The organism is Streptomyces sp. SYSU D01066-1, from assembly GCF_054956795.1.
Genome location: NZ_JBUDHV010000047.1, coordinates 14,302 through 36,318 on the forward strand (window position 1 = coordinate 14,302; position 22,017 = coordinate 36,318).

The window sequence follows — 22,017 nt, forward strand, 5'->3', positions numbered from 1 at the left end:
CCGTCCCGGATCGGAGCCCAGTGACCATGGAAAACACCACTGCCCCTGTCGTCAGCCTGCGGGGCGTCTCCAAGCGCTTCGGCGGCACCCAGGCACTCGCCGGCGTCGACCTCGACCTGTACGCGGGCGAGGTGCACTCGCTGGTGGGCGAGAACGGCGCCGGAAAGTCCACACTCGGAAAGATCGTCGCCGGCGTCTACTCACCCGACCTGGGCGAGCTGACCATCGACGGGAAGCCCGTCGGACGCTGGGACCCGGTCCGCGCCCAGCGGGCCGGCGTGGTGATGATCGCCCAGGAGCTGGCGCTCGTCCCGCAGCTCACCGTCGAGCAGAACGTCTTCCTCGGCATGGAGGGCGCCAGGGGCGGCATCCTGCGCCGCGATCTGACCTCGCGGTTCCACAAGCTCCAGCAGGACGCCGACTTCGAGCTCGACCCCAAGGCCCGGGTGGGCGACCTGCGCATCGCCGACCAGCAGAAGGTCGAGATCCTGCGGGCGCTGGCCCGCGACGCCCGGGTCGTCGTGATGGACGAGCCGACCTCGTCGCTGACCGGGCACGAGATCAACCAGTTGCACCGGCTCATCGGCAAGCTGTGCGAGCAGGGCCGCAGCGTCGTCTACGTCTCGCACTTCCTCGACTCCGTGCTCGAGGTCTCCCACCGCATCACCATCATGCGCGACGGCGTACGGGTGCGGACCAGGGCCGCCGGCGAGGAGACCAAGCAGAGCATGGTCCAGGGGATGCTCGGCCGCGAGCTGGCGGTCACCTTCCCGCCCCGGCTGCCCCCGGTCGAGGAGAGCGTCGAGCCGCTGCTGGAACTGCGCGGTGTGCGCACCGCCGCGGGTGTCGAGCACGCCGATCTCGTCGTGCGGCCCGGAGAGATCGTCGGGCTGCTCGGTCTCGTCGGCTCCGGCCGCAGCGAGATCGCCCGGGCCGCGGCCGGCATCGACCGGATCACTGAAGGAACGATTCGCTTCGGCGGTCGCGACCGGACCGCCTGGAACACCAGGGCCGCGATCGCCGCCGGCGTGGCCATGATCCCCGAGGACCGGCACGCCCAGGGACTGGTCCTGGAGCGCAGCGTGCGCGAGAACATCGCGCTCGCCTTCCTCGGCCGCCTCTCGCGCTTCGGCGTCCTCTCCCGCCGTCAGGAACGGGCGCGCGCCACCGAGCTGGCGACGCGGCTGGACATGCGGCCCCCGCGGATCGACCTGCCCGTCGGCGGACTGTCCGGCGGCAACCAGCAGAAGGCACTGCTCGGCAAGTGGCTGCTGGGCGACCCCGCCCTCGTGATCTTCGACGAGCCCACCCGCGGTGTGGACATCGGCGCGAAGGCCACCATCTACGAATTGATCGTCGAGCTCGCCGCCCGCGGCGTCGGCGTGCTGCTCATCTCCTCCGAACACGAGGAGGTGCTGGCGCTCGCCACGCGCGCCTGCCTCGTCGACCGCGGCACCACCGCCGACGTGGTCGACCCCTCGGAACTGGGGGTCGAGGAGCTGCTGGCCCGCCTCTTCGCCGTCGACCAGGAAATCGGAGCAACCGCATGACCAGCACCACCGCCGCCGCCCCTCGCGAGCGCCGCGTCACCGCCGCCGGCGCCCTCGACATCGTCCGCGACTACGCGGTCCTCATCCTGCTGGCCGCCCTGATCGTCGTCCTCGCCGTGTCGTCGCCGTCGTTCCTCACCTCGACGAACCTGCTGAACATCGTCAACCAGAACGCGCCGCTGGCGATCGTCGCCGTGGCCGGCACCTTCGTGATCATCTCCGGCTCCTTCGACCTCTCCACGGCGGCGATGTACGCCGTCGGCAGCGTCGCCGCCGCGTGGGTCACCACGCACACCGGGAACGTCACGATCGGCCTGCTCACCGCACCGGTCCTGGGACTGGCCCTCGGTGCCTTCAACGGCCTGGCGGTGACGAGACTGCGGGTGCACTCCTTCCTCGCGACACTCGCCTCCAGTCTGATCTTCGCGGCCATCGCGGTCCTCATCACCGGCGGCTTTCTGATCAGCGTGACCACGCCCGGGTTCTCCGAACTCGGCCGCGGGCGGATCGGTGACGTCTTCTACTCGGTCATCATTCTGGCCGTCTTCGCGGCGGTCATGTGGTTCGTCCTCAACGGCACCACCTTCGGCCGGCACGTTTTCGCCGTGGGCGGCAACCAGGAGGCGGCCAAGCTCTCCGGCGTCTCGGTCGACCGGATCAAGGTCACCGTCTTCGCCCTGAGCGGTCTGGCGGCCGGTATCGCCGCGGCGATCGGCGTGTCGCGCATCGGCGCCGGCCAGCCGCAGGCGGGCGCCGGCATGGAGTTCAGCGCCATCGCCGCCATCATCCTCGGCGGCACCAGCATCCACGGCGGAATCGGCGCGGTGTGGCGCTCCGTGGCCGGTGTCTTCCTCATCGCCCTCATCGGCAACGGCTTCGACATCCTCGGCTGGAACCCGCAGCTCAAGGACCTCGTCACCGGTGTCATCATCCTCGCCGCCGTCGCGCTCGCCGCGTCCGACGGCCGCCGCCGCTGAGCGCGGCGCGGCACCCTCCCCGTCCCGGAAAGGGCTGAGTACCAGTCATGTCAGAAAGCATTCGGGTGGCCATCGACGTAGGCGGCACCTTCACCGACGTGGTGAAGCTGGTGCCGGCCACGGGAGAACTGCGGTTCGAGAAGGTCGCCACCACCCCGTCAGCACCCACCGAAGGCGTCCTCGCGGCGTTCTCCAAGGCCGAGGCGCCCTTCGCCGACATCGCGATGTTCAACCACGGCACCACGCTCGGCCTCAACGCGCTGCTGACCCGCACCGGCGCCCGCATCGCCATCGTCTCCACCCAGGGCTTCCGCGACGTGTACCTGCTGGGCCGCACCGACCGGCGCGCCATGTACGACATCCGCTACCGCAAGCCGCGGGCGCTGGTCGAGCGCGCCGACACCTTCGAGGTGCGGGAACGCTCCTACTTCGACGGCTCCGTCGCCACCCCTCTGGACGAGGACGACGCCCGCCGGGTGGCACGGCGGATCGCCGACGGCGGCTACGAAGCGGTCGCCGTCGCCTTCCTGCACGCCTACGCCAACCCCGCGCACGAGCAGCGCATGCGCGACATCCTCAACGAGGTCGCGCCGGGTGTCGACGTCACGCTCTCGCACGAACTCTCGCGTGAGTACCGCGAGTACGAGCGGACCTCCACGGCGGTCCTGGACGCCTACATCAAGCCGATCGTGCGGGGCTACCTCGAAGAGCTCGAAGGCTCCCTGGCGCAGCGCGGCTTCGGCGGCCGGTTCCTGATGTCCCGCTCCGGCGGCGGCGCCATGACCGTGACGGCGGCCAGGGAACAGCCGGTCAACCTGATCCTGTCCGGACCGGCCGGCGGCGTCATCGGTGCGGCGGCCTTCTCCCGCCTGATCGGGCGGCCGGACCTGATCACGATCGACATGGGCGGCACCAGCCTGGACGCGTCGCTCGTCCTCGACCACCAGCCGCTGCGCTACCAGGGCGCCGAGTTCGAGGGACTGCCGATCACCGCGCCGTCGCTCAACATCCAGACCATCGGCGCGGGCGGCGGCTCCCTCGCCCACGTCGACGCCGGCGGCGCCCTGCAGGTCGGCCCGCAGAGCGCCGGCGCCCAGCCGGGACCGGCGTCGTACGGCCGCGGCGGCACCGAACCGACGTTCACCGACGCGGCCCTCGCCGTGGGCTACCTCGGCTCCGACACCCCGCTCGGCGGAAGCCTCGTGCTGGACGAGGACAAGGCCCTGCGGGCCCTGGCCGACGTGGCCGGACCGCTCGGCCTGAGCGAACGCGCCCTGGCGCGCGGCGTCCTGCGCATCTCGACGACGAAGATCACCGGAGCGGTCCGCGGCATCACCGTCGAACTCGGGCTGGACCCCAAGGAGTTCGCGCTGCTCAGCTTCGGCGGTGGCGGCGGCCTGGTCGCCGTCGACGTCGCCCGCGAACTCGGCGTCCCGACCGTGATCGTCCCACCGGGCCAGGGCGCGTTCTCCGCGCTCGGCATGCTGATGGCCGACGTGCAGCACGACTTCGCCCGCACCAGCATCCTGCCGCTGGAGACGCTGCGGCACGCCGAACTCGAAGAGATCTTCGGCGACATGGAGGCCGACGCGGTCAAGGTGCTGGACGACGAGGGGTTCGGCGCCGACGCCCGGCAGCTCACCCGCAGCTTCGACGTGCGCTACCGGGGCCAGGAGCACTCGGTCTCGGTCGCCTACCCGGGCGACGTCGAGGACCTGGCGGCCAGCCTCCTCACCGAGTTCGAGGAGCTGCACCGCCGCCAGTACGGCCACACCATGACCGACCCGGTCGAGATCACCACCCTGCGCCTGCGGGCCGTCGGACTGGTCGAGAAGCCCGACTTCCCGACCCTGCCACGGCGCGCGGCGGGACAGGGCCCGACCCGGCTCGGCGACCGGTCCGTCCACGTCGACGACCGCACCACCGAGGTGTACGGCCTCTACGCACGGGAGCAGCTGAGGGCCGGCGACCGGGTCGAGGGCCCCGCGGTGATCACGGAGCACACCGCCACGACCGTGATGCACGCCGGCGACGTGCTGACCGTCGGCGACTTCGGTGAACTCGTCATCGACCTGGCCGCCGACGCGGCGGCCGCGAGCCAGGCCCACGGGCAGGAGAACCACGCATGATCGACAGCATCACCACCGAGGTCATCCGGCACGGCCTGCTGGCGGCGGCCGAGGAGGTCGCCCGCAACCTGTGCCGGACGGCGTACAACACCGTCGTCTACGAGATTCACGACTACGGCATCGGCATCCACGACGCGAGCGGCGACGTGGTCGCCGACGCCCCCGGCATCGCCATCTTCACCCGCGGCAACGACGCCGGCATCAAGAAGGCCGTCGAGTTCCTGGGCGCCGAGGCGATGGGGGAGGGCGACGTGTTCCTCCTGAACTACCCCTACTGGTCGAGCGCCCACACCCTCGACACCCTCGTCTTCGCCCCGATCCACGCCGCGAACGGGCAGCTGATCGGCTACAGCTCCTGCCGCATCCACGTCCTGGACCTCATGCAGAAGGACCCGGGCTACGTCCTGGACTCCACCGACATGTACCAGGAGGGCATCTTCTTCCCGGGCACCCGCCTGTACCGGGCCGGCGAGCAGTGCGACGACATCTTCAACATCATCCGCTTCAACAGCCGCGAGCCGGAACGCACCATCGGCGACCTCCAGGCCCAGGTCTCCGCCTGCCACGCCGGTGTCCAGCGCACCCGCGAACTCGCCGACAAGTACGGCGCCGACACGCTCGTCGAGGCGATGCGCACGATCAACGAGCACGGTGAGAAGCTTGCCCGGCTCGCGCTCAGGGAACTGCCCAAGGGCACCTGGCAGGCCAGCGACTTCGTCGACAGCGACGGCGTGGAGAAGGACAAGCCGGTCAAGATGGACGCCAAGGTGACCATCACCGACGACGAGTTCATCGTCGACTGGTCCGACAGCGCCTACGGCGTCAAGGGCCCGATCAACCTGCCGTACGGCGAGACCGAGGCGCTGTGCAGTCTCGTCTTCAAGTCGCTGACCACACCCGACACCCCCGTGGTGGCGGGCAACTTCGCCCCGCTGCGGGTCATCACCCGCGAGGGCAGCGTGATGCACGCCGTGCCCCCGATGCCGACCTTCACCCTGTGGACCGGCCTGTTGGCGGGGGAGGTCGTCCTCAAGGCCCTCGCCCAGGGGATGCCCGACGTCATCCCGGCCTCCTCGGGCGGCGACGTGAACTCGATGATGGGTCTCGGCGTCAACCCCCGCAACGGCGAGCACTGGCACGAGGCCACCAACGAGGCCGTCGGCTTCGGCGGCCACGCCGGCGGCGACGGCGAGGACGGCATCATGCACTTCTCCGAGCCGGGCTGCCGCAACAACCCGGTCGAGGTGCTGGAGACCAAGTCCCCCATGATCATCGAGCACTACGGCTACCGGCCCGACAGCGCCGGCCCGGGCAAGCACCGCGGCGGCGTGGGTGTCACGCGGGCGTACCGGTTCACCTCCCCGTCGGTCGGCATCGGCCTGGTCTACAAGACCCTCTCCCCGCCGTGGCCGATCGCCGGCGGCAGGCCCGGCGTGCCCAACGGCATGACGATCAACCCCGGCACGCCCGCCGAGCGCAACGCCTCCGGCGAGTACAGCCACCTCGAACCCGGCGACCTGCTCGTCAACGCCACCGGCGGTGGCGGCGGCTGGGGCGACCCGTTCGAACGCGACCCGGCCGCGGTCGCCCACGACGTGCGCAACGGCTTCGTCTCGGCCGAGAGGGCGGCCGAGGACTACGGCGTCGTCATCGACCCCGCCACGGGCACGGTCGACGAGCCCGCGACCGCGGCCCGGCGGGCGGTCGTCCGCGCGTGAACGGCAACGACCTGGTCATCCGCAACGCACTCCTCTTCGACGGCACCCGCGAGGACCTCACCGAGGGATCGGTCCGCGTCGTCGACGGAGTCATCCGCGAGGTCGGCGACGTCGCCCCGGCCGAGGTGCGCACCATCGACGCCCGCGGCGCGGTCGTCACCCCCGGCCTGCTCGACGCGCACTTCCACGCCTACGCGATCGCCCTCGACTCCGCACCGATCGAGCGGGCCCCGCTCAGCTACGTCGCGCTCAAGGCACAGCACCGGCTGCGCGACGCACTGCACCGGGGGTTCACGACCGTCCGCGACCCGGCCGGCGGGGACGCCGGCCTGGGCCGGGCGATCGAGGAGCGCGTCATCGAGGCACCGCGCTACCTCTACACCGGCGCGGCCCTCAGCCAGACCGGCGGACACGGCGACCACCGGGGCCGCGGCGACGACTCGGCCTGCCACGACGGCTGCACGGTCGAGGTCGTCGACGGCGTCGAGGCACTGCGGGCCGCGGTCCGCGAACGGTTCCGCCACGGCGCCCACGCCATCAAGATCATGACGTCCGGCGGGGTGGTGTCACCGGTCGACCCCATCGCCGTCCCGCAGTACTCCGCCGAGGAGGTGCGGGCGGTCAGCGACGAGGCCGACCGCCGCGGCAGCTACGTCGCGGCCCACGCCTACTCGCCGGCCGCGATCGCGCACTCCGTGCGCAACGGGGTGCGCTCCATCGAGCACGGCAACCTGCTCGACGAGCCGACCGCCCGGCTGATGGCCGAGCACGGGGCCGTACTGGTGCCCACCCTCGGCGCGTACGACGCGATGGACCGGCTCGGCGCCGCGCTCGGCCTCTCCGAGGTCGCCCAGCGCAAGAACCGGGAGGTGCTGGAGGCGGGCGGTGACGCCGTCCGCCACGCGCTGGCGGCCGGCGTCACCGTCGGCTTCGGCTCGGACAACATGGGCGACCTCGTCTCCGAGCAGCTGGTCGGCATCCGTCTGATGGCCCAGGCGGTCGGGCCGCTCCAGGCGCTGCGCGCGGTCACGACCGGCAACGCCGCGGTCCTGCGCCGCGACGACCTCGGGCGGATCGCCGTCGGCGCGGCCGGTGACCTCGTCGTCTGGTCGGGCAACCCGTTCGACGACATCGACGTCATCGCCGACGGCGAGCGCCCCCGGACCGTCGTCTCCGGCGGATCCGTCGTGACGGAGGCGGGCCGGTGACGGCACCACGCGTCGCGGTGGTCGGCGCCGGCTCCCTGGCCCGCGCCCTGCTGGCCGGCTGGGCCGCCGCCGGAACCGCGTTCGCCTCGGTGACCACGGTGAACCGGACGGCGGCCGGCGCCGCGCGGACCGCCGCAAGCCGCCTTCCGCACGGCACCGTCACCACGTCCCTGGAGAGCGACCCGGAGGCGCTGAAGGCGGCGGCCGGGGACGCCGACATCGTCGTCGTGGCGGTCAAGCCCCACCTCGTCCGTGACGTCCTGCCCGGCGTCGCGGCGGCGGCCCGGCCGGGCACCGTGGTGCTGTCGGTCGCCGCGGGCGTCCGCGCTGCGACGTTCAGGGAAAGGCTCCCCGCGGACGTGCACGTCCTGCGCGCGATGCCCAACACGCCGAGCGCCGTCCGGCAGGGCGTGATCGGGCTGGTGCCCGACGCGCGGGTGCCGGCCGGGCGGTACGACGCCGTCAGGGCGCTCCTCGCCGGCCTGGGCCAGGTCATCGAGGTCGACGAGGACCAGCTCGACGCTGTCGTCGCCGTCACCGGATCGGGGCCGGCGTACGTCTTCCTGCTCGTCGAGAAACTCCGGGACGCCGCCGTCGCCCAGGGCTTCGGCGCCGGCACCGCCGCGGCGCTCGCGCGCCAGGTCTTCCGCGGGGCGGTCGAGCTGATGGAGGCCACCGGCACGGACCCGGCCGAGCTGCGGCGCCAGGTGACAAGCCCGAACGGCACCACCGCCCGCGCCGTCGCGGTGTTCGAGGAGGGCGGCCTCGGCACACTGTTCGACGACGCCGTCCGGGCCTGCCGCCGGCGGGCGCGGGAGCTGGCCTCATGACAGGGACAGCCGCCGCCGACGCGCGCTGCCTGGCCGTCCTGGAGGGCGACCCGCTCCTCCAGGACCCGGCGACCCGGGCCCTGAGCACCGTCGGCCGGTTCGCGGGACGGGCCGGCGAGGTGCTGCTGGCCCCGGGCGAGCCGCCCGTCCTCCTGGTCGGATGCGGCCCGGCCGGCCGGCTCACCCCGGAGACCGTCCGGGAGTGCTTCGGCGCCGCCGGCCGCCGCCTCGGCCACCTCGGGGCGGTCACGGTCGACCACAGTGCGCTGCTGCGCTCCCCGCTCGCCGAGGACACCCTGGCCCGCGCCGTCGCGCTCGGCCTGCGCCTGGGGGAGTACCGGTTCGACACCCACCTCTCGGGCGGACGCCGGCCGGCCACCACCTGGCTGTCCGGCACCGGCCGCGAGGCGTGGGCGGGCGGCCTCGACCTCGCCGACCGGGTGTGCCGGGCCCGGGACGCGGTCAACGAGCCGGGCAACGTGCTGACCCCTGCCGCCCTCGCCCGGCTCTGCGCCCAGACCGGCACCGCCGCCGGTCTCGAGGTCCACGTCCGCGACGAGGCATGGCTCCAGGAGCACGGAGCGGGCGGAATCCTCGCCATCGGCCGCAGTTCGGCGCACCGCCCGCTGATGGCCGAGATCGTGCACACCGGCGCCGGGACGCCGCGGCCCGACCTGTGCCTGGTCGGCAAGGGCGTCACCTTCGACACCGGCGGCCTCTCGCTCAAGGGCGCGGACGCGATGGTGACGATGCAGCACGACATGGCGTCCGTCGCCGCGATCCTGCACGCGATGACCCTGCTCCCGGCCGTCGCACCGGACCTGCACGTGCGGGCGTTCTGCCCGCTGGTCGAGAACATGATCGGGCCGGGGGCGGCCCGGCCGGGCGACATCGTCACGAGCCGCAACGGCATGACCGTCGAAATCCTCAACTCCGACTTCGAGGGCCGTGTCATCCTCGCCGACGCCCTCGCCTTCGCCTGCGAACACCGGCCGAAGGCCCTGGTGGACATCGCCACCCTCACCTACGGCGCGATCGCCGCACTCGGTCCCCGGATGGCGGCGCTCTTCGGCGACGACGCGACCAGCGAGCTGGTGGAACGCGCGTCGCACGCCTCGGGCGAGCCGGTCTGGCGGCTGCCGCTCCAGGAGTACCTCGCCGAGACCGTACGGTCCCGCGCCGCCGACGTGCGCAACTTCCCCGGGCTGCCGGAAGCCCGCGCGACGACCGCCGCGCTGTTCCTCCGGGAGTTCGTCGATCCGGAGGTCCCGTGGGCGCATGTGGACATCGCGGGCCCGGCCTGGTCGGCCGAGGCCCACGGCGCCACACCGCGGGGCGGCACCGGATACGGCGTCCAGCTCCTCGTGGAGCTGTTCCGGACGCTGGACTCCTCACCCCTCCCGTGAGGAGGCCCCGGTCGACGCGGCCGGAGCTCGTCCAGCCGCCGTCGGCAGGTGACGCCGCGGACGGCACCCCGCGGCAGCGGGGGCGCGCAGCAATGCCCCGGCCCTCAGCGCAGCGGTTCGGCGATCTGCCGGGCCGCATCGCGAGCCGGGCGACCGACGCCGATCAGGGTGGCCGAGGCGGGGCCGGTCCAGTCGCCGTAGCCGAGCAGGCGCAGGCGCGGCTCCCGCACGGCGCGCGTGCCCTCAGCCGGGATGTGGCCGCGTGCCTGGCGCAGGCCGAGCGGGATCAGATGCGACAGCGCGGGACGGAATCCGGTGCACCAGACGACCGCGTCCGCCTCGGCGCATGAGCCGTCGGCCCATTGGGCGCCGGCCTCAGTGAGCTTGGTGAACATCGGCCTCGGCCGCAGGGGACCGGCCTCCCGAGCCGCGCGAACGGGCGGTACGGCCACGATGTCGCCGAGCGAAGCCGCCCCGCCGGTGTCGTCACGGCCGGCGTCGAGGGCGCGGCGGCGGGCGGTGGCGACGTCGAACAGTGCGCGGCCGTCGATGTCGTCGGGCGGGAACCGTGGTGGGCGTCGGGTCGCCCAGGTGACGTCGACACGGCTGTCCAGGGCCAGGTCAGCGGCGATCTGTGCGCCGGAGTCGCCGCCGCAGGCCACGATGACGCGCTGGCCGGCGAAGCCGGCCGGACGGCGGTGGTTCACGGTGTGAGCTGCCGTCCGGTGAACACGGACCGGCCGGGGACGGTGGGAAGAAAGGGCCGTGACCGGCTGCCGGTGGCGCTGATGACCGCGCGGGCCCGTCAGGTGCCGGAGTCGGCTTCGACCAGGAGCCGGCTTGCGTCGCGGTGTACGGCGTCCACGCGGGTGCCGTGCTGGACGGGCAGGGCGTAGCGCTTTTCGTAGTCGGTGAGGTAGTCGGCCACGTGCCCGGCGTCCGGGACCGCACCTTCCGCGAGGACGACTCAAAGATCCATATCGGCCGGCTCCCGCGCGTCACGGCCGGTCTGCGCGATCTCGCCACCGGCATCCACCGCCAGGACGGCCACACCAGCATCGCCGTCGAGCTACGTCACGCCGCCCGCGACTGCCACCGCCCTCTGACCGCCCCCGGCCTCGCCGGAAGAACCCGGACAGAACTGATCGTGCAACGGACCCTGCCGCACCTGTAGGTGCCGGTTTTCGTGTGCGGTGTGTGGGGTTCAGGCGGCGAAGCCGATGTTGGTGACGTATTCGTACTGGCCCCACTGCGAGCCGAGGTCGACGATCTGCTCGATCCAGGCGTTGTCCAGGGCCTGGTCGTCGCCGGTGGACCAGGCGTCGATGATGGCCTCCCAGTGGCGGATGTTGAGGGTGCGGAATGCCACGACCCGCTGGTGGGAAGGGTGCACGCCGGACTGGTTGAGCGGGTGGATCTCGACGCGGGTACCGCGGCCGGCGCGGCCCAGGCGGGTCAGGAGGTAGCGGGCGACGTTGTGGCGGCGGACCGTGCGGTAGGAGGCCTCGATCCGGGTGAGGTTCTGCCTGGTGGGGTTACGGGTGCCGGCCAGCCATGCCTTCAGGGTGCGGTCGGTGACGGTCAGGCCCGCGTCGTGGGCGGCGGCGCGGGCGCGGGGGGTGCGGGTGAGGTAGTGCAGACGGGCCATGAGGCCGCGCCGGGTGGTGACGGGAGAAGCGATGAAGTCGGCGAGGGCGTCGAGCTGGCGGGCGACCGCCTTGTGGCCCTTGAGGCCTTGGGCGCCGTACTTGCCGAAATCGATGGTGCGCTCGGGCACGTGAACTCCCCTGCCCTGTCAGTTCTCGTCGGTGTATGAGGCGGCGGCCGGGCCGGTGGGTGCGGTGCCGACGGAGTAGACGTCCTTGACCTTCACTTCGGAAACCCCGCGGCCTTCCGGGAAGACACGCCGCCAGTCGCCGACGACGTGGAGTTCGTCGGTGCCCATCACACGCACGACCGTCAGGCCGGCGTCGTGCGCCTTGAGGGCTTTGGTCCAGAGGTTGGCGAAGGCCTGCGAGCGGATGAGGTGCATCCAGTCCGGGCGGTACAGCTCCCGGTTGTAGTTCGACTCTCCCATGGTGGAGACGAATTTCGAGTACATCGCCTTCACGTATTCCAGCATCACCTCGTCCCCGCCGGCGATCGCGGTGTCACGGGCGTCCTTGAGCGCGATCCGGAACTTCTCCAGCAGGTTCTCCGTCGCACCCGAGGTGAACGACTCGTGGATCTCGGGGGGTTCGCACAGGGCGTATTTCGGGCCAGACAGGCGCAGCAGCAGGCGCAGGGTCGGCTCGGTCACCCACAGGGGGCCGGGTTCGTCGCGGTTGCCGATCGGGTTGGGCAGATAGGCGCCGTGCTCCCATGCGGGCGGGGTGATCAGGTGGACCCCGGCCCGGCGCCGGTCGTGCCCGCCACCGGTGGAGTGCTCCAGTTGCCCGAGCGGCAGGTGCGTCTTGAGCGCGCTGAGGTAGGCACCGTTGATGTCCAGGGCCGTCACCTCGTGCCGGCCTGCGGGCAGTTCGGAGCGGGTCCACTTGGGGCGGGCCTCCCAGATCTGGTCGGCACCACGGGCAGACTGCTTGCGCAGGATGTCCGGGATCCAGGGGTGGGCGACGATGGCATAGCGGCCGCCCCTGCGGGTCTCGTCCAGCAGAGCCATCGCATCCGGGATCGCCCGCTTGACCAGGGCTGCGGTCGCCGCCTCCACATCACCCTCATGTGCCTCGAGCGCCTCGGCCACGGCCGCCGCGATCGGATCGGACGACGGGTCGGTGGCGGACGCGGCCCGCACACGCCGGCCTGCGGGCACGGTCGTCACCGTCTTCGCGGTGCGGCCCTGAGGCCGCTTGGCAGGGGCGGCGGGTGCGGGGGCTGTCGTCGCGCACTGGGCAGGGTCGAGGTGCTGGGGGAAGCCGGCGACCTGGTGGCCTGCGGGCTGCCCGCACAGGACACACGGTGCGGGGGCGGCCAGGGCTTCGACGTCGTCCATGCCGTCGCCTGCGGCCAGGCCGCCGCCGGGTGCCGGGGGCGTTGTGTTCTCGTCCGGTGGGGGCGGGGGCGAGGTGGCTTCGTCTGCGGGCGGTGGGGCGGGGGGTGCGAGTTTCGCGGCCAGGCCGTCCAGGAGGTAGGCGTACTTCGTCCTGAGCTCCCCGGAGGGGTCCCGGCCTGTCTCCCACCCGGTGACCGTGGACGGACTCACCCCGAGTGCCCGGGCCACCTGGGCCTTCGGCAGGCCGGCCCGCTCACGCAGGTCACGGCGCACCTGTGCCTCGGGCAGCGCGGGCTGCGGGCTGAGGGAGGCGAGCAGCGAGTCGATCGCGTCGAAGTCGCTCATCGGTCCGCCGCTTTCAGATGTAGGTGACGGGGTTACGGGACCGGTGCGGGCATGGGGTGGGGCGGCCCACCCGCGCATCACCGAGCAGCAGGTCGCCCTCGAGGGCGTAGCGGTCACCGTGTTTGGAGATCCCGGTGATCCTCGCGACGGCGAGCACCGTGCCGTCGGTATTGATGATCTGCACCTCCTCCTGGGACAGGGCCCGGCCGGCGTTGAACTTCCAGATACCGCGCCCCGCCTGCCAGGCTTCGCTTTCGGACATCCCGGGACGCCATCCGACCGTGGTGCGTCCCAGACCGTCGCCGGTGCCGGCGGGCTGTTCGGCCCCTAGTTGGATCTGCAGCACCCCGTCCGCCTTCCCTGGAAGAAGACTATGGAACTTGTTGCGAGGTTACCGGCATCCCAGCATACTTCGCAACAAGTTCAACAGTGAGCCCCCCGCTCGGCGGACGGACGCGTCCACCACCTGGCCAACCAGGGAAGACACATGGTCAAGGCCTACGGGCGAGGTACTGCGCGGCGTCCGCGAGGGCACCTGCGCCTCGTGCGGCGCGCCCCGCGCCGAGCTGCTCCGTCTGCGGTTCACCCCCGACGCGGACATCCGCCGCTGCGGCGAACGCGGCGGCGAGACCCCGCTGGAGATCCTCGTCTCCGCCCCGCCGAACGGGGTCACCCACCCCGACGCCGACTGACCGGCCTGGCGGGGGACCCCGTGAACGGGGTCGGGTGTGACCTGCGGGCGGTGGAGGCAGGGCTGACGTCGCCGTCCAGCCCGGGGGCGGTGGAGGGGCAGGTGAACCGGATCACGCTCAAACGGCAGATGCCCGGCCGCGCGGGCTTGGCCCTGCTCCGCAAGCGCGTCCTCCTGGCCGGGTGACCGTACGGCGGCCGGGGCGGGCCCGTGACCGCCCGTCAGCGCTGCACGGAAAGTGATCCAGAACCCGGACGCTGCCCCTCTGGCGGTGTATCGAATCCGACCCGCTTGGTGATCTTCGTCTGACTCCGGCCTTGCTGGTCAAGGCCGGGAGGAAGAGGCGGTCCTTGTGGAGGACTGGGCAGAGATCCGCCGGTCGCGCCGGAGCAGATGACCATCCGGGCGGTCGCGCGACATCTGGGCAACTCGAGGAACACGGTGAAGCGGGTACTGGCGCATGACCGACCGCCGAAGTACGAGAGGCCGGCCAAGGGCTCGGTGGCGGACGCGGTCGAGGTGCAGATCCGCGAGCTTCTGCGGAAGACCCCGACGATGCCGGCCACGGTGATCGCCGAGCGGATCGGCTGGAACCGCGGGATGACGGTTCTCGAGGAGCGGGTCCGCGAGCTCCGCCCGGTGCCGCCGACATCTTCGGCGTCTCCGGACGCGTCATCCTCGAAGCACTCATCGCGGGCGAGCGCGGCCCGAGGCCTTCGCGGACCCGGCCCGCGGCACCATCAGGGCCAGCCACACCGCCCTGGCCCAGGCCCTGACCGGCCGCTTCGAGGACCACCTCGCACTCTTCGAGTACATCGACGGGTTCTGCAACAGCCGGCGCATCCAGAAACGCCTCGGCTGCCTCAGCCCCGTCGAGTTCGAAGAGCAACACCACGCCGGACAGGCAGCGACCGAACGAGCGAACCCGAAACCCCGCCATCCCGCTCTGACCAGCTGATCACCCCCTCCCGAGAAGCGGGGGAATGTCACGCCCGCACCGCCGCAACCTCCACATCAGCGATCGCCTGCCCCGGTTCCTGGAGCACTGTCCTGAACTCAGGCGGACTCACGATCTGGCCCGCCGGTTCGCCGCCATGCTCGACGACCACGACGCGACACCCCTTCCGGACTGGCTGGACGACCTCGCAGGCAGGGGTCTGGCCCCTCCTGCCGGCCTCGCCGGAGCCCTTCGTGAAGACCGGCATGCCGTCGCGCAGGGAATCGGCACCCCCTGCAACTCCGGCGTCAATGGAGACCGTGTCACCGACGTCAAGCTGCAAAAACGTCTGATGGCCGGCCGCGCCGGCGTCTCTCTCCTCCGCCACCGCGTCGTTCTGATCGCCCGCCTCCGCCGCCGCTACGCGGACCGGCCGACCGTGTCACTGGGATGATCTTCGGCTACGAAATTCTTGCCCGGCCCGCGCCGCTGGATACTGAGCACCCTCGGCTTGGGCGCCGGACGGGAGACCCACGCCGACGGGGACCGTCGTGCCGGCCGCCAACCTCACCTTCAGGACCTCACGGGACCGCTTCCGCGGCGATGACCACCTGCCCTTCGGGCTTCTCGTGTACCAGGACACCCTCGATGCGTGCTGCCGCGGTCTCTGCGTCATCGCCCCACAGCTCGCCCGCCATCTCCGCCTCGACAGCAGCCTGCCGCTCCACGCCACGGTCACCACCGGCCGCCACGAGACCGTGCCGCTGATCCCCGTTGTGGTGGGCCACCCCGGCTTCACCTCCGTGCCCGACGGCGCCCGCTACCCGCACACGATCCAGCCCGTCACCGTCGGCCTGCTCCCCGCCGACACCGACGAAGCCCTCCAGGGCAGCGCCAAGGAGCTGTTCACCGACCTGACCAACCAGTTCGGCCTCGGACAAAGGGCCGTGAGCCACCCGCTCACCGAAGGGAAACGCCCCGCCGTGCTCCAGGAGACCCCCGCCTACGACCGTCTCGTCGCCGAGCGCGGCGACGTCCCCACCCGGGTCCGAGGCGAAGCCGACCGCGTACACCACCAGCCCGCGCCGCTGCTGCGCCGCCAGCCCACGGCTCCGCCCGGCCCCGCACCGCAGGACGGCCCCGGCCCGCAGGATGTGCCGGCCGGTCTGTCACGCCACCGGGAACGAGACGCCGCCACGGCCCCAGGCGTACTCGATCACGACGGTGAGGTGCCGCAAGCCCCTGCGCGCGGCCCGGCCCGCGTCCTGACCGTGCCCGCCCGAGCGTGCGCCGGCCCCGAAACAGGCGGCACGGCCGAAGGGCGGCATGCACCGAGGAAGCCATCGGTGGCCCGCCCGTCGTCCCGGGCAGTACCCGGCCGGGCGGGAGCGCGTACGCGGAGTGCGTCATACGTCCGTGGACCCGGCATCGTGCGGGTCCAGGAAGAAGCGCAGCCGCACGCCGGGCTCGCCCGGCTCCCGGACGGTGCGGTCGCCGGGAGCGGGAGCCGCGCACCGTTCGGCGAGCAGTGCCTGCACCGCGGACACGGTCGCATCGGCGTCGGCGGCGACCCCCACCCCTGCCGGCCCGGGCCCCGCCACGTGGGCGCCCACGATGTTCCTCACGCCGGACACCGACACACCGGCGCGGGACCGCGATCGCGGCCACGCGCACCGGTCACCCGGCCGGGTGACCGGGCGAAACTCACGCCGCGGACACGACCGGCTGCGAGCGGTAGCGGTAGGTCCCATCTCAACTCATCACGGTGATGAAATGGGACCGAATCGGTCCGGAAACGCCGAAGGAGGCCGCTGGAAGGCGGCCGTCGGCCTCGGGGAACCTGCGCGTTCTCCGGCGTGGGGCCGGCCCACGCCGGAGAACGGACGCCGGTCGCGACACGTCGCGAAGGCCCGCCGCTCCCCGCCGGGTACGGCGGAACAGCGACCACCTTCACGGCGACTCCGAGGGTGCCGAGGAGGCGGAGAACCTCACGGTCATCGGCTGGTACCCGACCGCCTGACCCAGGGGCACCCCAAGAACCCGAGGGGTCCGACGGCCGGCCGGAGCGCGATTGCCTTGGCGTCTCCGCCTCAGACTTGACCTCGCGGCCGGGGGCCGGGCCGGCCGGCTGATCGTCGCCCGGCTCGCCCTGTTCACGGTCGGAGATCCGACGGTCACGGACTGTCGGCCCCGGCCGGCGAGCGGAGCCGCCGGCGCTGGAGAGGCGCAGAAAGGCGGAGGCCGCGAGGTGTCGGGCGGCCCGTGCGAGGCACCCGTTACTCGGTCACGGAGGGAGCCCGAAATGGCGGACGACGACTTCTATGCGCATGACCGTCCGAAGAACCCGCAGCTCCCGGAGGATCGGCCCCGGGGTGGAGGCCCGGAGGACCTGTCGCCCCGGACCGGGAGCCGGCGAAAGAGCATCTGGCTCATTGTCGGGATCATCGTCCTCGTGGTGATTTTCCTGGCCTTGTTCATGCCCTGAGCAGGCAGCAGTTCAAAGCCGGCGGAGCGCCGGCGGGCTCCGGAACGGCGCGAGGGCCGGCCCACCAGGTTGTAGGGCCAGCCCACGGCCACCACGCCCGGACGCGCCACTCCGGCGACGGTACCGCTCAGCAACGACAGCGGCACGTACCCCAGACGAATGAGTCCGATGTTCTCAGTGGTCATAGGTGATCAGGGACCGTTCGGTCTTGGCGCCGGTGGTCCAGTTGCGCCGGATGCCGGCGGCGGGGGCCAGGAGTCTTCGTCCGGTGCGGGCGAAAACTCCGTCCGGGGTTCTGCCGCCGTGGTGTTCCAGGCTGGGCCGGCCTTCGGGGTGTCGGACACGGCCCCGGTCCACTGGCGGACACGTGCCGGGCGGCCGTGCCGGACCGGCTCGTCCTTGCGGTCCGGCCGCACCGGATGGACGCCCAGGCGCTCGTGAGGAACGCCTCGACCTCCCGCCCGGCAAAGCCTTTGTCCGCGAGGATCGCCTGTCCGCTGTGGACGAGGTGGTGGTCGCGTTCCAGCAGCGCGGTCATCACCTCCCGCTCGCCCGGTTCCGGGTGAGCCGTCCGGGTGGGCCAGGCCCCAGGACACCGGCATGCCCTCGGCCGTGGTGAGCAGGTGGAGCCGGAATCCCCAGAGGAAGCGGGAGTGGCTGCGGCGGTAGCCGTAGCCGGTGTGCCCGGCCGGCCCGGAGCGTTTGACGGTCTCGCGGGAGGCCGCGCAGGGCAGCGGAGCGGGGTCGATCAGCCGCAGGCCGTCGTGCCGGGTGGGCGCCTGCCTGGCCAGGGTCTCGATCATGTGACTGATCAGCGGTCCGGCGGCGTTGAGCCGCTTGTTGCAGGCGGACTGCTGGGGCAGGCAGCGAAACAGATGCCCCAGCTGGGCCTGGGCGAAGCGGATCCGGTGCCGGGCCGGGGGGAAGCCGAGCAGCACCTGGGTGACGGCGAGGCACCGCAGTTCGGCGTCCGTCAGTTTCGGGGGCCGCCCGATCCGGCGGCGAGGGGGCCACATGGTCGTCGATGAACACGCACAGTGCCGCCAGAAGGGCGTTCAGGCTGGTAGTCGCACACGAGCCAACGGGCGCCCTTCGCCATGGTCGCGGCCAGCACAGACATCGGACTCGTTCATCTAGTTGTTCTGTCTCGGGAGGTTGTGGACGGGTGAGCCAGGTCTCGGCTGAGGGATCTTGAACGGGTCAGGGCCTTCCGGCTCGGTGTGGACTGCGACGTCTGCACCTGACCGAAAGGCCCTCGTGCCCCACCGTAATGCACCCCTTGACCGAGACCGGACGGCTGCGCCCGGCCCGCTGCGTGGTCGAGGACGGCTGGCCCCCGCGCCGGGCCGCGGAACGCTTCCAGGTATCGCCCACCACCGCCCAGCGCTGGGCCGACCGCTGCCGGACCGTCGGCGAGGCGGGCATGAGCGACCGCTCCTCCCGGCCGCGCACCAGTCCGCGCCGCACCCCGGCCCGCACCGAGCGCCGGATCATCAAGGTCCGCGTCATACGCCGCCACGAACGCGACCGCCCCGGCGAACTGGTCCACGTCGACATCAAGAAGCTAGGCAACATCCCCGGCGGTGGACACACCGCGCTGAAGGGCCGGCCACCCGCCAGCCGCGTCCCAACCTCACGAGGCAAACAGGACTCGACCCCAAGGACGTCGAAAACCTTTTACGACGCTCCCTCCACCTCGACAGCGGCCTCGACCGCCAAACCCTCAATGCCTTTCTCGACCTGGTGCTCCCGCCCTCCGCGCAATCTCCCGACGGACGATGACCATTCCGGTGATGACCGACGCCGAAGCCGCCGACTGGCTCACCGCCACGGCGGCCGGGGAGATCTGACCCATGTCCGGACACACCACGGGCCCTGGGGAGTGAAGACATCCCCGGGGCCTGGTGTATGGAATCGTGCTGTTCAGCGACGGCGGGACGACGCCGTCACACCTCGGGCTGCAAGGGCTCCACCTGGCGCAGGCAGTACACGCGCCTGGACTCCGAATCGACGCGGCCCGTGCACCGCCGGCAGTCCCCGCGCTCACGCACAGGCCCCCGGCCGTCCGCGCAGCCGGGGCAGGTCATCACCGGCTGCCGGAAGCCGAAGCTGACCACTCATCCCCCGCGAACAGGCAAAACGGGTGTCCGGCCGGGTCCAGCAGCACCCGCACCCGCTCCTGCGGCTGGACGTCGGCCGGGGTCGCACCCAGCGCGGTGGCGTGCGCGACGGCCGCCGGCAGGTCGTCCACCTCGATGTCCAGGTGCACCATCATCTGCTGCTGGTCCAGGGTGGACGGCCAGCGCGGCCGTACGTAGTGGGGCTCGGTCTGGAACGACAGGCCGGCCCCGCCACCGGGCGGGGCGAGCACCACCCAGTCCAGTGCGTCCTCCCGCACCGGCCAGCCCAACAAGCTCCGGTAGAAGGCGGCCAACTCGCGGGCGTCGGGGGAGTCGAGCACCGTGGTGGCTAGGGTGAAGCGCGGTCGTGTCACCATGCCGACCCGCTACCCGCGCCCACCGGCCGTACCCGCCCACCGGCCCGGCCCCCGGCCGTTGCTGACTGGAGCCACCCCACCTGACATCCTGCCTTACCCGGTCGGCTGTTCGAGATACCGGATGTCCCGCCCTTCGGGTCCTCATTCGCGGATCCGCTGTTTTCGGCATTTCTCGCCACACTTGCAAGTGTGACATCACGGGAGAATTCTCAGGGCCGGAAATCGATTGCTTGACCTTTCAATATAAAATCGATAACCTCCATTCCGGTTCACCCGCCTCCGTGCAGATGGGAATAGCCATGACGTTACGACCCCTTGCCCTCGGTCTCGCCTCCGCCGCTTTCGTGGCCGCGATGGTCTCCGCCCCGAGCGCCTCGGCCGCCAGCTCCGCCGCCTCGGACGAGCCCTGGCCCCCCGGCAACTGTCCCCAGGGCAACTTCTGCGTCTGGTCCAACTGGGCCACCATCCCCGACCCCGCTCCCGCGGAGCCCCCGTCGGTGGTCACCAACCAGGACTGGACCGGGAAGGCACCGGCCCTCACCTACTACAACTACACGTCCCGCAACGCCGACCTGGGGTACCTCTACACCCTCCCGGACGGCTCGCAGCAGCCGAACACGTTCTGCGTGCCGGCCCACCAGGGGAACATCTTCTACCTGCCGGTGGAGGTCACCAAGGTGACGTTCCGCGACAGCGCCTGCTGAATCCGGCGTGCCGTCCGCCGCCCTCACCGGAGTGATGGCCGTAGTCCCCCGCGCGTCGGCGACCATGCCCGGCGACTGCCCGTGGGGCGATTTCCGCGTCTGGTCCGTACGGGGTTACCCCACCCCGGGGAAGCCCCCGCCCGGGTGACCGGAAACGGTCCGGATGAACCGCCCCGGGCTCGGTAGAGACCTCAGACCGTGACGGTGACCTGGAATTTCGTGGATTCCTGGTAGTGATCGGCCTCGTACTGGACGGACGGAACGTGGCCTATCTCGCCGTGGAGTCTGCGGTGGTTGTACCAGTCGACCCACTCGGCGGTGGCCAATTCAACCCGGGAGAGCGATTTCCAGGGCCGTCGAGGCTTGATCAGCTCGGTCCTGTACAGGCCGATCGTGCTCTCCATCAGGGCGTTGTCGTAGGCGTCGCCGACCGATCGAGGCGGCGACGCCGACGGCCTCCAGGTGCTCGTCGAGCCGGAAACCCGCATATTGCGACCCGGCGTCCGAGTGGTGGATCAACTCCTCTGGTCGAAGAGGGCGTTGGTCGCGGTCACGTTGCCGCACGGCCATCTCCAGGGCGTCCAGGACGGACACGGTTTCCTTCACGGTGGCCGCGGACCAGCCGACGATCCGGTGGGAGAACGTGTCGACGACGAAGGCGACGTGGACGACACGGGCCCAGGTCTTCATGCGGGTGAAGTCCGCGACCCAGCAGCGGTTCGGGGCGGCGGCGACGAAGTCGCGGTCCAGCAGGTCCGACGCCCGGCCGGTCTGACCGCCGGGCAGCGTGGTGATCGCGCGTCTGCCGCGGACCGCTCCGGTGATGCCGAGCTCGCGCACCAGACGCTCGACGGTGCAGCGGGCCACGCGATGGCCCTGCCGGTTCAGCTCACGACAGATCTTCCTCGCCCCGTAGACACGGTGGTCGGCCTCGAAGTCCTCGCTGATCCGCTCCTTCGGTTCGGCATTCCGCACGGTCCTGACCGACGGCGTGCTCCGGCGTTTGTGGTGGGTGTAGCAGGTGGAGGGGGCGATCTTGCAGTCATGTTCCGTGAGGGTTCTGCGGATCGGCTCGACGCCGCCGAAGCGGCCCCGGTGCCCGTCGATGAAGGCCACGAGCGCGTGTGTGGCCGGTCGAGCTCGGCCGCGAAGAAACCTGCCGCAGCCTTCAGGATCTCGTTGGCCCACCTGAGTTCGGCGTTCTCCTTCTTCAGCGCCTTGAGCCGGGCGGACCCCTCCGTCGTCCCCGGACGCGTCCCGGTATTGATCTCGTACTGCTTCACCTGGTTCCGCAGCGTCTCGAGGGAGCCGATGTCGAGCTTCTCGGCCACCGCCTGCGGAACGGCGGTCTCGTTCGGGTGGTCGTCGCGCACCTCGGCGACCATGCGCACCGCACGGCGGCGGAGCTCAAGCGGGTAACGGGAAGGTCACGCCATGACTCGATCCTTTCATGAAATCGAGTCTTCACTTGAACCGGGGCGATTCAGGGGTACTCCCTACCCATCACTGTCCACCCTGTAGGAGAGAGTCATGACACAGACCGTTGGAGAC

18 protein-coding genes and 6 pseudogenes are annotated in these 22,017 nt (G+C 71.6%); 15 read left to right on the forward strand and 9 right to left on the reverse strand.

Translation table 11 applies throughout. The features are described 5' to 3' along the window. The first annotated feature begins 26 nt into the window (after positions 1 to 26). Genes ACY1JF_RS29150 through ACY1JF_RS29180 form a run of 7 tightly spaced genes read left to right on the forward strand, consistent with a single transcriptional unit; the run spans position 27 to position 9,818 of the window. Complete coding sequence (locus ACY1JF_RS29150) at positions 27 to 1,550, forward strand: sugar ABC transporter ATP-binding protein (RefSeq protein ID WP_462708262.1); 1,524 nt, start codon at positions 27 to 29, stop codon at positions 1,548 to 1,550. After that, entirely contained in the window at positions 1,547 to 2,527 is a 981-nt protein-coding gene (locus ACY1JF_RS29155) for an ABC transporter permease (protein ID WP_462708263.1), read from the forward strand. The genes ACY1JF_RS29150 and ACY1JF_RS29155 overlap by 4 nt, the downstream gene beginning before the upstream one ends. Positions 2,528 to 2,574: 47 nt before the next feature. After that, a complete protein-coding gene (locus tag ACY1JF_RS29160; RefSeq protein ID WP_462708264.1) occupies positions 2,575 to 4,656 on the forward strand; it encodes a hydantoinase/oxoprolinase family protein in 2,082 nt (693 codons plus the stop codon). Further along, the gene (locus ACY1JF_RS29165) at positions 4,653 to 6,374 is read left to right on the forward strand and encodes a hydantoinase B/oxoprolinase family protein (protein WP_462708265.1); all 1,722 of its coding nucleotides are present in this window, start codon (positions 4,653 to 4,655) and stop codon (positions 6,372 to 6,374) included. Before ACY1JF_RS29160 ends, ACY1JF_RS29165 begins: the two co-directional genes overlap by 4 nt. Further along, positions 6,371 to 7,582, forward strand: a complete 1,212-nt coding sequence (locus ACY1JF_RS29170; RefSeq protein ID WP_462708266.1) for a metal-dependent hydrolase family protein — start codon at positions 6,371 to 6,373, stop codon at positions 7,580 to 7,582. Before ACY1JF_RS29165 ends, ACY1JF_RS29170 begins: the two co-directional genes overlap by 4 nt. Continuing rightward, positions 7,579 to 8,412, forward strand: coding sequence for a pyrroline-5-carboxylate reductase (gene proC, locus ACY1JF_RS29175; RefSeq protein ID WP_462708267.1), 834 nt, complete (start codon positions 7,579 to 7,581; stop codon positions 8,410 to 8,412). Before ACY1JF_RS29170 ends, proC begins: the two co-directional genes overlap by 4 nt. Next, positions 8,409 to 9,818 (forward strand): leucyl aminopeptidase family protein, encoded by a 1,410-nt coding sequence (locus ACY1JF_RS29180; protein ID WP_462708268.1) that lies wholly within the window; start codon positions 8,409 to 8,411, stop codon positions 9,816 to 9,818. Before proC ends, ACY1JF_RS29180 begins: the two co-directional genes overlap by 4 nt. A 104-nt stretch (positions 9,819 to 9,922) precedes the next feature. Here the strand turns inward: ACY1JF_RS29180 and ACY1JF_RS29185 are convergent. Beyond that, positions 9,923 to 10,761: pseudogene (locus ACY1JF_RS29185) on the reverse strand (NAD(P)-binding domain-containing protein); the annotation flags it as partial. On the opposite strand from ACY1JF_RS29185, the gene ACY1JF_RS29190 reads away from it, so the two are divergent. Next, the gene (locus tag ACY1JF_RS29190) at positions 10,747 to 10,992 is read left to right on the forward strand and encodes a hypothetical protein (protein WP_462708269.1); all 246 of its coding nucleotides are present in this window, start codon (positions 10,747 to 10,749) and stop codon (positions 10,990 to 10,992) included. The pseudogene ACY1JF_RS29185 and the gene ACY1JF_RS29190 sit on opposite strands and share 15 nt — an antisense overlap. 30 nt (positions 10,993 to 11,022) lie before the next feature. Here ACY1JF_RS29190 and ACY1JF_RS29195 read toward each other — a convergent pair whose 3' ends face one another. The 3 genes from ACY1JF_RS29195 to ACY1JF_RS29205 are packed head-to-tail and all read right to left on the reverse strand — an operon-like array spanning position 11,023 to position 13,414. Next, positions 11,023 to 11,595 carry a transcriptional regulator gene (locus ACY1JF_RS29195; RefSeq protein ID WP_462708270.1) on the reverse strand — a complete coding sequence of 191 codons (573 nt, stop codon included), beginning with the start codon at positions 11,593 to 11,595 and terminating at the stop codon, positions 11,023 to 11,025. Between the two features lie 18 nt (positions 11,596 to 11,613). Then, positions 11,614 to 13,152, reverse strand: coding sequence for a helix-turn-helix domain-containing protein (locus tag ACY1JF_RS29200; protein ID WP_462708272.1), 1,539 nt, complete (start codon positions 13,150 to 13,152; stop codon positions 11,614 to 11,616). 13 nt (positions 13,153 to 13,165) lie between these two features. Continuing rightward, positions 13,166 to 13,414: a hypothetical protein gene (locus ACY1JF_RS29205; protein WP_462708273.1), complete on the reverse strand. Its 249-nt coding sequence runs from the start codon at positions 13,412 to 13,414 to the stop codon at positions 13,166 to 13,168. Between the two features lie 450 nt (positions 13,415 to 13,864). Between ACY1JF_RS29205 and ACY1JF_RS29210 the strand changes: the two are divergent. From ACY1JF_RS29210 to ACY1JF_RS29225, 4 genes and pseudogenes are all read left to right on the forward strand, one after another. Next, positions 13,865 to 14,029, forward strand: a pseudogene (locus ACY1JF_RS29210) (ISL3 family transposase); the annotation flags it as partial. A 166-nt stretch (positions 14,030 to 14,195) separates the two neighbouring features. Continuing rightward, positions 14,196 to 14,491 (forward strand): annotated as a pseudogene (locus ACY1JF_RS29215) (IS21 family transposase); the annotation flags it as partial. Positions 14,492 to 14,615: 124 nt separating this feature from the next. Beyond that, a complete protein-coding gene (locus ACY1JF_RS29220) occupies positions 14,616 to 14,801 on the forward strand; it encodes an IS3 family transposase (RefSeq protein WP_462708298.1) in 186 nt (61 codons plus the stop codon). A 25-nt stretch (positions 14,802 to 14,826) separates the two neighbouring features. Then, complete coding sequence (locus ACY1JF_RS29225; RefSeq protein WP_462708299.1) at positions 14,827 to 15,234, forward strand: hypothetical protein; 408 nt, start codon at positions 14,827 to 14,829, stop codon at positions 15,232 to 15,234. A 127-nt stretch (positions 15,235 to 15,361) separates the two neighbouring features. Here the strand turns inward: ACY1JF_RS29225 and ACY1JF_RS29230 are convergent, their stop codons facing one another. Both ACY1JF_RS29230 and ACY1JF_RS29235 read right to left on the reverse strand, forming a co-directional pair. Continuing rightward, entirely contained in the window at positions 15,362 to 15,856 is a 495-nt protein-coding gene (locus ACY1JF_RS29230) for a hypothetical protein (protein ID WP_462708274.1), read from the reverse strand. Between the two features lie 330 nt (positions 15,857 to 16,186). Then, positions 16,187 to 16,405, reverse strand: a complete 219-nt coding sequence (locus tag ACY1JF_RS29235) for a DUF6207 family protein (protein WP_462708275.1) — start codon at positions 16,403 to 16,405, stop codon at positions 16,187 to 16,189. A gap of 677 nt (positions 16,406 to 17,082) precedes the next feature. On the opposite strand from ACY1JF_RS29235, the gene ACY1JF_RS29240 reads away from it, so the two are divergent. Next, the gene (locus ACY1JF_RS29240) at positions 17,083 to 17,265 is read left to right on the forward strand and encodes a hypothetical protein (RefSeq protein WP_462708276.1); all 183 of its coding nucleotides are present in this window, start codon (positions 17,083 to 17,085) and stop codon (positions 17,263 to 17,265) included. Positions 17,266 to 17,439: 174 nt separating this feature from the next. Here ACY1JF_RS29240 and ACY1JF_RS29245 read toward each other — a convergent pair. Next, a pseudogene (locus ACY1JF_RS29245) lies at positions 17,440 to 18,381 on the reverse strand (transposase family protein). 141 nt (positions 18,382 to 18,522) lie between these two features. Here ACY1JF_RS29245 and ACY1JF_RS29250 point away from each other — a divergent pair. Continuing rightward, positions 18,523 to 18,889 (forward strand): annotated as a pseudogene (locus ACY1JF_RS29250) (leucine zipper domain-containing protein); the annotation flags it as partial. 462 nt (positions 18,890 to 19,351) lie between these two features. Here the strand turns inward: ACY1JF_RS29250 and ACY1JF_RS29255 are convergent. Continuing rightward, positions 19,352 to 19,762, reverse strand: coding sequence for a VOC family protein (locus ACY1JF_RS29255; protein ID WP_462708277.1), 411 nt, complete (start codon positions 19,760 to 19,762; stop codon positions 19,352 to 19,354). A gap of 299 nt (positions 19,763 to 20,061) precedes the next feature. Here ACY1JF_RS29255 and ACY1JF_RS29260 point away from each other — a divergent pair, with 299 nt between their 5' ends. Further along, positions 20,062 to 20,466: a hypothetical protein gene (locus ACY1JF_RS29260; RefSeq protein WP_462708278.1), complete on the forward strand. Its 405-nt coding sequence runs from the start codon at positions 20,062 to 20,064 to the stop codon at positions 20,464 to 20,466. A 191-nt stretch (positions 20,467 to 20,657) separates the two neighbouring features. Here the strand turns inward: ACY1JF_RS29260 and ACY1JF_RS29265 are convergent. Beyond that, a pseudogene (locus ACY1JF_RS29265) lies at positions 20,658 to 21,851 on the reverse strand (IS3 family transposase). Positions 21,852 to 22,017 lie beyond the last annotated feature (166 nt).